The 9,676-nt window shown below is 61.2% G+C and carries 8 protein-coding genes; 5 read left to right on the top strand and 3 right to left on the bottom strand.

The window, feature by feature from the left end:
* The first annotated feature begins 10 nt into the window (after positions 1 to 10).
* From U9977_RS19555 to U9977_RS19540, 4 genes are all read left to right on the top strand, one after another.
* Entirely contained in the window at positions 11 to 166 is a 156-nt protein-coding gene (locus tag U9977_RS19555) for a TylF/MycF/NovP-related O-methyltransferase (protein WP_322750732.1), read from the top strand.
* 723 nt (positions 167 to 889) lie between these two features.
* Positions 890 to 2,194, top strand: a complete 1,305-nt coding sequence (locus U9977_RS19550) for a lipid II flippase MurJ (RefSeq protein WP_322750731.1) — start codon at positions 890 to 892, stop codon at positions 2,192 to 2,194.
* A 50-nt stretch (positions 2,195 to 2,244) separates the two neighbouring features.
* Positions 2,245 to 3,111 carry a glycosyltransferase gene (locus tag U9977_RS19545; protein ID WP_322750730.1) on the top strand — a complete coding sequence of 289 codons (867 nt, stop codon included), beginning with the start codon at positions 2,245 to 2,247 and terminating at the stop codon, positions 3,109 to 3,111.
* 8 nt (positions 3,112 to 3,119) lie between these two features.
* Positions 3,120 to 4,457 (top strand): hypothetical protein, encoded by a 1,338-nt coding sequence (locus U9977_RS19540; RefSeq protein ID WP_322750729.1) that lies wholly within the window; start codon positions 3,120 to 3,122, stop codon positions 4,455 to 4,457.
* 20 nt (positions 4,458 to 4,477) lie between these two features.
* Here U9977_RS19540 and U9977_RS19535 read toward each other — a convergent pair whose 3' ends face one another.
* From U9977_RS19535 to U9977_RS19525, 3 genes are all read right to left on the bottom strand, one after another.
* Positions 4,478 to 5,455 (bottom strand): NAD-dependent epimerase/dehydratase family protein, encoded by a 978-nt coding sequence (locus tag U9977_RS19535; protein ID WP_322750728.1) that lies wholly within the window; start codon positions 5,453 to 5,455, stop codon positions 4,478 to 4,480.
* A gap of 184 nt (positions 5,456 to 5,639) precedes the next feature.
* The gene (locus U9977_RS19530) at positions 5,640 to 6,848 is read right to left on the bottom strand and encodes a glycosyltransferase family 4 protein (protein WP_322750727.1); all 1,209 of its coding nucleotides are present in this window, start codon (positions 6,846 to 6,848) and stop codon (positions 5,640 to 5,642) included.
* A gap of 213 nt (positions 6,849 to 7,061) precedes the next feature.
* Complete coding sequence (locus tag U9977_RS19525) at positions 7,062 to 8,054, bottom strand: glycosyltransferase (RefSeq protein WP_322750726.1); 993 nt, start codon at positions 8,052 to 8,054, stop codon at positions 7,062 to 7,064.
* Between the two features lie 863 nt (positions 8,055 to 8,917).
* On the opposite strand from U9977_RS19525, the gene U9977_RS19520 reads away from it, so the two are divergent.
* The coding region (locus tag U9977_RS19520; protein ID WP_322750725.1) for a GGDEF domain-containing protein at positions 8,918 to 9,676 on the top strand (759 nt) is incomplete at its 3' end.

Below are 9,676 nucleotides of genomic sequence, written 5' to 3'. Positions count from 1 at the left end.
ACGGCTGTCTATGGGTGGGTTTGCCATCGTGGACGATTATGGTGCGATGGAGAGCTGCCGCCGGGCGGTCGAGGATTTCCGGGACGCTCGCGGAATCGACGCGCCTCTGATGAAGATCGATCGAGACGGGGTGTATTGGCGGAACGGCCTACCTGTCCCTGCCTGACCTAACGCCGATAGCTCGTCGCCGTCCCGGCCGCACGATGATCGGTCGTTCATCGACTTCGAACCTGTCGATGATCTTCTCGGGGGACGGGGCGGCGTCGGCTCATCCGGGGCTGTCTGCGGGTCCCCCGGGCTTCCGGAGCTCGTGGGGCCGAATTGTGCCCGCCAGGTTCGGGATGGCACCCCGGCGCTGGTCGCGTATGTCGGGGTACGCACCGCGGTGGGTCGATCCCCTACGCTCGGACTTCATCGCCTCGTGAAATCTTCGGCGTACCACGGGTACCCACCGTAATTGTACCGCCAATAAACAAAGGGAGAAATCGGTGGGTGCGCTGAAGGCGAGGGATTGGTTGTGTGGCCCGGGGAACCTCGTACCGCACACGGATCGTCCGACACATGACGAGTGGAAACTCGCGCTTGTATCCATCCGGATGACCGGGCCGATACCTTTCGCGCCTTTCGATGATTCTGGCGACGGCGGGGCCTGCGACCCCAGCAGCGGCGCTTCCTTCGGAAGCGACGAAAACATCGGTACCGGTGGAGATCGTCTACCGGGCACGACCCCCCCGACCGCCGCGGAAGCGGAGCGACTGTGACCTTGACATCCACGCAGCGACGGGACGGGGGCCGGGATACACGCGCGCGCTCGCGGCCCGGTGTCGGTCGCTATCGAAAAATTCTGCGAACTAGCGTCTGGAGGGTACTTTTCGGTATAAGCTCTGTCGTGTTGTTGGGGAAAGTCTTCGGATTTCTTCGCGACGTCGTCATGGCAGATCGTTTTGGAACCACATTGCCAGTTGCCTCCTTCTTTCTCGTTGTGGGACTACAGGCGACGATTGTGATCGTCGCGGCGGATGCTTTTATGATCGCCACGACGACCGCCGTCTGTCATCACCGAGCAGCGGCATCACGTTACGTGTTGAACGGCTTCCTGCTCGCGGTCGTCGTAGCTGTCGGTCAGTATTTTTTCGCCAGTCCCTTGGGTCATGTCCTGGTGGGCTCCGCCCACAGCGACTGGGCCGAACTCGCCACCGCACTCCGCTGGACCGCGCCCGGATCCGGTGCACTGATTTTCCTCGGTGCCGTCGGTGGCGTGCTCAATGCGACTGAGCGTCTGATGAGGGCTGCCTGGCTCGCTGTTCTCTGGTCCGTGCTCGCGTTTGTCTTCCTGGCCACCTTCTCGAGTCCCCGGGTGGCAATCTATCTGGGCTGGTCCACAGCCCTGGTAATCGCCTGCGTGGTGGGCGTCCTGCTCATTCGATCCGATCTCCGATACACGCCGGACAGCGCTCCGACCGGACAGTGGAAACCTCTCGTTCTGATTGCTGTGGCAGGGCTCCTGAACCAGGCTTCATTTATTATCGAGCGGCGCGCGGGAGCGGGGATCGGTCAGAGCACGATAGCAGGAATAGGGTATGCGTACAAACTGATCACGGTGCCACACGGCATCATTCTCGGCGGGATCTCCGTGTGGGCATTGCCGAAATTTATCAGATGGGAACGGGGATTTGAAACCGATGCGTCGGCACGATTGAAGGTCATAATTACTGCGATCATGTCCGCACTGGCCCTTGTCGGGATTCTTCTGGCAGCGGCTGCACCGGTTCTGGTATCGATCGCGCTCGCCCATGGTGCATTCGGAGAAGGCGAGGCAGGAATTGTCGTCTCCGCTGCACGCGGCTATGCGATCGGCCTGCCGGCGATGGCAGGATACGTAGTCGCAGTTCGGGCGGCTCAGGCAAGGAGGCGGTACGGCCTGGTGATAATGGGAAGTCTGAGCGGCATGCTGGCCAACGCAATCCTTATCCATCCACTCGCCGCTTCACTGGGAGTGTTCGGCGTAACCCTTGCTACATCATTCGGTAACTGGGTTGTCTGCCTGGTTCTGATCATCTACCTCTTCCTTCCGGTGGGCCGGAAGAACAGGCCAGCACACCGGAAGGCCACCTTTCTTAAACCCGCCTTTGGGTTGCCAAATAAGCGGCCTGCTCGCCGGGCAGCGACAACGGCCAGAGCCGATCTTTCTTGACTGACACGTGCGAATCCCGGGATGGTCGTCCTACTCTCAGGAGAAATTACATGATCGTAGAGGCGTGTATCGTGACGTACGGGAGCGCGGCGGTCGTAGGCAGCGCGGTTGATAGCTTGCGGCATCTGCCGGTGGGATCCCGCGTCGCGATACATGATAACTGTCCTAGTGACGGAAGCCTGGCCGCCGCGAGGCGGAGCGCGGATCTCGCCGGTCTCGATCTGCGGGCGGAGGAATGCAAGGACAATTGTGGTTTCGCCGCGGCCTGCAATTCCCTCGCCCGTTCCTCCACAGCCGATCTACTTCTGTTCCTGAACCCGGACGCACGGTTGCTGAATTGGCCGCATGAGCTGACAGCGACCGACGACACAATTTACGGGCCGACACTTCTCGGACGCTTCGGCGAGTTGCAGCGCAATTACGGAGACGGGCGCAGAACGCTTCCGCGGGAGGTTGCGGAACGGTGGCTGCGGATCAAGCCACGGCCGCCAGTCAGCGTTGGATACGTGGGGGGCGCGGTTCTTCTGATTCCCAGGATGATGTTCTTGCGCCTCGGCGGTTTCGACCCCAGATTCTTCATGTATTACGAAGACATCGATCTCTGCTGGCGCGCGAACTCTCATGGCTATTCAGTACGGCTGCGGCCCGACTGGCTGGCCCAGCACGCCGAGGCGCACGCGGCTAAACGGGATCCCACGGTCGCACTGGTGCGGAGCTACGAATCCGGACGATGGTACTACGCAAAGAGCGGACAGTCGGTTCGTGCCTACGATGCTCTGTGCCTCATGGACGGTGTTGCGCGTACAGCACTCGGGACTGTCGGCCTGTACGTACGCTACGGACCGCAGCATTATCAGGATCTTGTTCGCCACGTTTACGGGAGAATCGGTAAGCCGCTACAGCGACCGGTGGGGTGAATTCGTCGATGAAAGCGGTCGGGCTGTTCGTGAAATCGGTCGGCATGGCGTGTTTCATATATGTTCTCCTGAGGCCGGTCTCGAACAATAGTATTCTTGTTTCCGTGTTGGCTGCCATGGGTATTATTGCGGCCGCAGCATGTCTGCTGGAACGGCGTCGCATCCATCCGGTCCTGCATCCGATCCTGTACCTGCAGGCTATTTTTGGCGCTTTTGGATGTTTTATAGGAGCAATAAACAATGCGCCAGGTCTCACCTTTGGATACCTGGTCTACTTTGTAGCGCCGGTAGTTTTCTGGACCTTTGTCCGTGTGCACGACGTGCGGCTTCTACGGCTGACATTTTTGAGTCTCGCAATTGGTACCACGATACTCTCAACCGTCATAGTTTGCTATGTCGGGGGCCAGAAAGGGGTTATTCCACAGTTTGTTCCGGAATGGGTGATTAGTGGCTCGGACGCTCGGGTCGGATTCAATGATGGCGGGATCGAGATCCGCTTTCTTGGATTGTCCACGTTGGCTGCTGCGGCGCCGATATGGCTGGCCTCGCTTTTTCTGGCCCCGAATCCGATCATGCCGCCTATCTGGCTCCGAATTTATGCTGCGACAACGTCTCTGGTCGCGACGCTTGTCGGCGGTCGCCAGGCCATCATCATCAATGTAGCACTGACCCCGGTAATGCTCTGGGCGTGCAGCCGGCTATTGGGAAGATCCGGCAGTCGAGGTCGGTACCGTCCGGTGTACGCTCTCGTTTCTGCCATGGCCATCATTGTGGTTGCTTACCTGGGAGTAAATCACGGCCTATTCAGGTCGGCGGCTTTTACTTCGGCTTTCCGGGATGCGCGAAATATAGTGGTCGGGGAATCCGGGGATACGGCGGCGTCGTCCACAGTCACCATCAGGATCGAGGAACAGCGGCAACTGCTTGATGCGTGGGCCTCGTCGCCTGTCACCGGTCAAGGTTTCGGTGCGGTGATCAAGGGTTACTCGAGAAATGACGCCCGCCCGTGGAACTTCGAGTTGCAGTACCTGATGCTGCTGTTTCAGACGGGCCTCGTTGGTGCGCTTCTGTTGGCTGGCATTGCCGGGTCTGCTGTGGCCGCGATGCGTCGCGCCGTCCGCGTCGCGACCGGACCGGAGATGGTTGACATGGCCGTCATCGCCACAGTCGGTGCGGTTTCGATGCTCCTGGCGAACATCTCGAACCCGTACCTTCAGGCGCCGGGGCATATGTGGGCAGTCTATCTGCCTCTTGCCGTCGCCAATATCATGCTGTTCTCCGGCGACGACTCGGGTGACGTGGCGCATCACGACCTCCCCACCGTCCGGCTCGCGACAGTTAAATAATCTTACGGTTCTCGTGGCCGTCAGCGGGAGGCAATCTGAACCGACGGTTCAGCAGGAACCTCCTGGTCGACAGACTGCTTGTTCGTATACCACTGCACGGTTGCGGCAAGAGCGGGTTCCAGACCGTACAGCGCCGCCGCGGGGAAGAGCGTTCGCAGGATCTTGGTGTCCGCCTGCGAGTCACGGACGTCGCCCGGCCGCGACGCGACGTGCTCGACGTCCAGGCGACATCCGATTATCCGTTCAAGAAGACTGATCACCGTTAGCAGGCTTGTACGGGTCCCGAATGCCAGGTTCACCGGGCCGTTGTGAACAATCCGTCGTAGCGCGGCATCGGCCAGAATCTCGGTCACTGACCGCACATAGGTGAAGTCCCGCGTCTGCTGGCCGTCGCCGTGAACCTGTATTTTATGCCCGTTTACGGCGGCCTCGACGAACCGTGGGATCACCGCCGCGTACGCGTGTCCGGCCGACTGCATGGGCCCGAAGACATTAAAGAAGCGAACCGCGAGAACCGGTAGGTCGAAACAGGTTGCATATGAAAGGGCGTAACTTTCGGCTGCCAGCTTGCTGACCGCGTACGGACTCAATGGGCGAGGCAGCATGTCCTCTCTTTTTGGCAGTCTGCGGTTGCCGCCATACACTGACGACGACGACGCGACAACCACGTGCGCCCCGGCCCGTCGTGCGGCTTCGAGAATTTTAAGTGTACCCGATACGTTCACCTCATTGGAGGCGAGTGGATCGGCCAGGGATCGTGGCACCGACGGACGGGCGGCGAGATGGATGATCGAATCGGCTCGTGTGACCGCTTTGTCCACCGCGACGCGGTCCAGGATGCTGGCGTCATGGATTTCTACGGGGAGCCCTTCGAGATTTTCGAAGGTACCGGTGCTGAAGTCGTCGATCACGACAATCTCGGGCACCTTCAGGGCGAGAAGCGTTTGACAGAGATTCGCGCCTATGAAGCCGGCGCCGCCGGTCACGACAATCCTCATTACGTCACCTCGACTAGTTTTTGAGCTGCGTTCAGGTATCGTACGAACTGATCTGGAACCCGGTTGCGGATGGTCGCGCTCGTGCCGAAAGACGGCCCCTTCTTGAAGCTAGAATCAGAAAGAGGCGTTGGGCGACGGCGGATGCCGACGGGAGCGGGTCACTACCCGATACGGCACGGCCGCCTCAGCGGTTTCCGTTCATGTTTTTCTCGCGAAATTTCTCTAGTGCACGCCTCATCGTCGGTCCGGCCCTCCGCTTGTTGTTCCGTTCTTTGAGTAGCTGCCGGAAGAGCCGATCGTTTGTATCCCATATTACTTGCCGGTCAAAGTCACGCCGGACCCGCTCCTGACCGTTCCGTCCCATCCGGTGGGCAAGTTCGGGGTCTGCGAGCAATCGGCCCAGCGCGTCAGCGAGGGCGGTGGCGTCCCTTGGCGCGACGACGTATCCGGTGAGACCGTTTACGACCGAATCGACCGCACCGGTGGCGCTCGTAGTGACAGCCGGGCGACCCGCGGCAGCTGCTTCGAGGGGAACACCCGGAAAGCCCTCGCGATAGGTGGGCAGTGCGAGGACGTCCATCACGTGATATGTCGGTGCCGTGTCAGCCAACCATCCTGCCTGGATCACGCCCGGCGCGGTGAGCATTGAAGCCGTACCGGCCGGCAGGGGATCATCCGGATCCGGCTCGCCGACAAGCAGGAGGAACAGGCTGGGAAATCTTTGCTGGAGGATTCGGTGCGCCGCGAGCAGCTCCACGACTCCCTTGTCGCCCGTGAGTCGGCCCACGAAGCCGATTACTTTGGCATCCTCGGGGATCCTAAATTTCTCGCGAAGCAGCTTGGCGGCACGCAGGAGCTCCTCGGTGGGGGCAAACCGGCTGCTGTCTACTCCGTTGGATGTACCGTTACCCAGGAGGACACCCTTGCCCCGGGGCAACAGACGTAGCCGCTCCGCTTCCCGCAGCAGGCTCGGGCTTACACAGAGGACCCGGTGCGCGCTGAGGCACGCCACCCGCTCTGCACCCCACAGCAGTGCCCGCTTCGGCCCGGTAGCGGTTTCCAGTCGTAGGCCGTGCAGCACGTAGACGCGACATGGTACGCCTGCGGCCACGGCGGCGAGCCCGCCGAGCAACCCGGCCTTGGGCGTCCCGACCTTTGTGATCGTAGGTTTTTCTTTTCGCAGGACGCGGATAAGTTCGCGTAGCGTTCGCAGATCGGTTAGGGGCGTAATCTGGCGTTCCATGTGTACGGGAACGACACTGACACCCTCGCGTTGGGCGGTCGTCCATAGATCTGGGCCCGGCGATGAGACCAAGGTGACGGAATAGCCACGATTCCGCATGTTCGCGAGTTGGCCACGGAGCAGTATTCGGGCGCTCATGGGAACGGTCACGATGAACATCAGCCTGATGGCGGTGTCCGTTTGCGACGTCTGTGTCCCGGAGCTCCCAGCGTGTGGAAATTCTGTGACAGTCATGCTACTTACGGTAGTGGCTGCCTTGCAAAAGGTGGGTATCTGGCATCGGGTGTCTTCTCAAATTTCCTCAGATCGGATGCGGAAAACGGTCATGACCGGACGAAGAGCTGAAGATCACAGGGGCCACGTTCAGTTTGGGTCGAGCCCAACCGCGCTGCGCCATCTCGATGCCCATGTGTCGAACGAGTAGTGCCGTTGGACGGCGCCGCGGGAGCGTTCCCCGATGGCGGAGCGCTCGGAGACACTCATGGCGAGAAGGGTGAGAATCGCGTCGAACCAGTCATCCGCTCTGGTGATTGCTGTTCCACCCAGCCGATCGAGTGCCAGTTGGTTCGCGCCGACCGGGGATCCGGCGGTCGGTACTCCCGACGCTCCGTATTGAAGGATCTTATACGCGCATTTTCCGCGTTCGTACGGCCCGTTATCGAGCGGGGCGATGGCGACGTCCATATCGACAAGAAGTCGGCCGACCGCGGCCTTCGTCCAGGGTATCCGCTCGACCATGAGATCGAGGGAGCCAAGGGAAGCGGCGCCAGCGCTGACGATTCGAAGCCGGGCTCCGGTCCGGCGATGGAGCTCGAGAAGCGGATCTGCGACGAGGCGGAGGTAGCGTTCGGTGCTCGGGCTGCCGACCCAGCCGAGTACGGGCGGGTCGGAAAGTATGTAACTGTGCTTGCGTATATAGGCCGCCGGGTCTACGCAACTCGGAATCATGACCACATCGCGGTTGAATCCGGATGCCCAGTCCGCGAGAATATCATTGCCGGCCACCACCCGGTCCGCAGCCAGCACCGCGGCAATGCATTTTGTCGGCTTCGGAACTATACGCCGTATCCAGGTGCCGCCGAAGTCCCACTGAAGGGCGTCGTCGAAATCGTAGACTCCGAAGTCCGCCGCTGACAACAGCTGCCGCTCAAGTCGACCGCGGCTGAAAGGGCTCGCCTCGCGGTGCAGCAATAGCCGATCCGTTCGCAGCCGGCACAACTTACGTGTGGTCCGTTCTGCGCCGGCAACCGCTAGCGCTTGACGGGCCAGCGCGCGGGGGTCTGCATTCTCCCGGCCGAGATAATCGTGTACCTCGGCATCCAGCCGGAGCCACTGCAGCCAATCAAGAATCCGCACCCGGGAGCTGCCCCCACCTGGCCCATAGGGGGTCACGACTCGCAACTGTGGTCGATTTGCCTGAATCAACATCAAGTAGGCGCCTCCGTTCGATTAAGACGATCATGCGCGACCTGAAACCTGCCCGGGGCGCCAACTGGCGACCGCATTGTTCCGAAAAGAACAAGGATGGCGGCGATCCACCTCGGCCATGGACGCCCGGCAGGCGGGACGTACACGGGCTTCTCCTCGGCGACGGCTTCCGGAGGTGCAGTACCTTCCCGGGCGGAGTACGGCCATCAACGATTGCTGTCGATGAATCGTAGCGTAGCCATATGAGTACGGTCTGTATTTTGTTGCATGGCGTGGCGACTGCACGGCAGTGATCCACCCGTAGGTCGCTATCCAGTGTTGATCACACCCGGGGTCGACGGCCGTGGAGATCCTGCCCATGCAACGACCACGGTGTTGGCTTTTAAACGGACCACGTTGTGGCTTCCGGTGGTTGTATTCGACGCGGACCGAGCTCATACGCGGGAACTGCCTGGTAGCAGGGTTCGAAGCTGATCGACTGCGACTGAAGTGCCGCATATAGGGGAAGAGCAACCCGTTACCCTCGGACGGGTCACTCTGAACAATCAGGACGTTCGAAATCCGGGGGAATCGATGCTTGACAACGGCACAGAACGCGCTGGTAGTGAGCTCATCGCGAGATTATCAGCTCAATGATTGCGATGTTCATGTCGGCGAACAGGGCGCGGCACCGGAAGTTTCACTCGGCTGCGTCGGCGGAGGGCTCGTCACTCCTGTCGGGCTGTGCCGACCGGATCCACCGGGCCGTTCGGCCAACCGGTGCCGGTGCCGGTGTTGGGCACGGTGCACCGGTGACCTCGGTGCCCATCGGAGCGATCATGGCTGGATTGCCGATCTGGATCATGTTGCGCCGCGAAGTTGCCGTATGGGTCGTTGACCTGCTGTGGCTGTCGATCATTTTTGTGATCGCTCGGACAGTACTGCGGACCCGTGCGCGTCGGGCGGAACAGACCGACGGTGAGTTCACGCGGATCGACGAACTGACCGGGCTGACCGATCGGCGTGGGTTTCTGGAGGAGGCCGCACGCCTGCTCGCCGACGTCCCGAAGCCACCAGCGGTAGGTGCCGGGAGCGGCGGCCTATCGCCTGGCCGTCGGGTGTCCGGGCCGACCACGGCGCTGATGCTGATCGACGTCGACCGCTTTGGCGAGATCAACGGTGGCCTCGGTCATGAGTACGGCGATCGTCTGCTGGTCGCTGTGAGCCGGCGGATCAGTGCGGTCCGACGGCCCGGTGACCTGCTCGCACGGATCAGTGGCGACGAGTTTGCCGTGCTGCTTCGTGGGATCGACGGCGAACAGGCACGGACGGTGGTCGACCATGTGGCGGTCCGTGTCCGGGATGCGCTGGGAATGCCGTTCGTACTGGCCGGTATGCGGGCACCACTTGAAGTGAAGGTAGGTATCGCCATAGCTCCCGATCACGGTACCGATGTCAGCGAGCTACTGGGCAATGCCGCCTTGGCCCTACGCGAGGCGAAGAAGTCACACATTGGTCACCGTGTGTACGACACGGGCTTGGTCCGGCCCAGCCCGGCCCGGCTGCGGCTG

This window comes from Protofrankia sp. Cas8, from assembly GCF_963555845.1.
Lineage (GTDB): Bacteria > Actinomycetota > Actinomycetes > Frankiales > Frankiaceae > Protofrankia.
This window is presented reverse-complemented; position numbering and strand designations above follow the sequence as displayed.

Excerpts from the sequence above, each read along its gene's own strand:
- U9977_RS19540 (WP_322750729.1), top strand. The coding sequence starts at position 3,120 with ATGAAAGCGGTCGGGCTGTTCGTGAAATCGGTCGGCATGGCGTGTTTC.
- U9977_RS19555 (WP_322750732.1), top strand. The coding sequence starts at position 11 with ATGGGTGGGTTTGCCATCGTGGACGATTATGGTGCGATGGAGAGCTGC.
- U9977_RS19545 (WP_322750730.1), top strand. The coding sequence starts at position 2,245 with ATGATCGTAGAGGCGTGTATCGTGACGTACGGGAGCGCGGCGGTCGTA.
- U9977_RS19535 (WP_322750728.1), bottom strand. The coding sequence starts at position 5,455 with ATGAGGATTGTCGTGACCGGCGGCGCCGGCTTCATAGGCGCGAATCTC.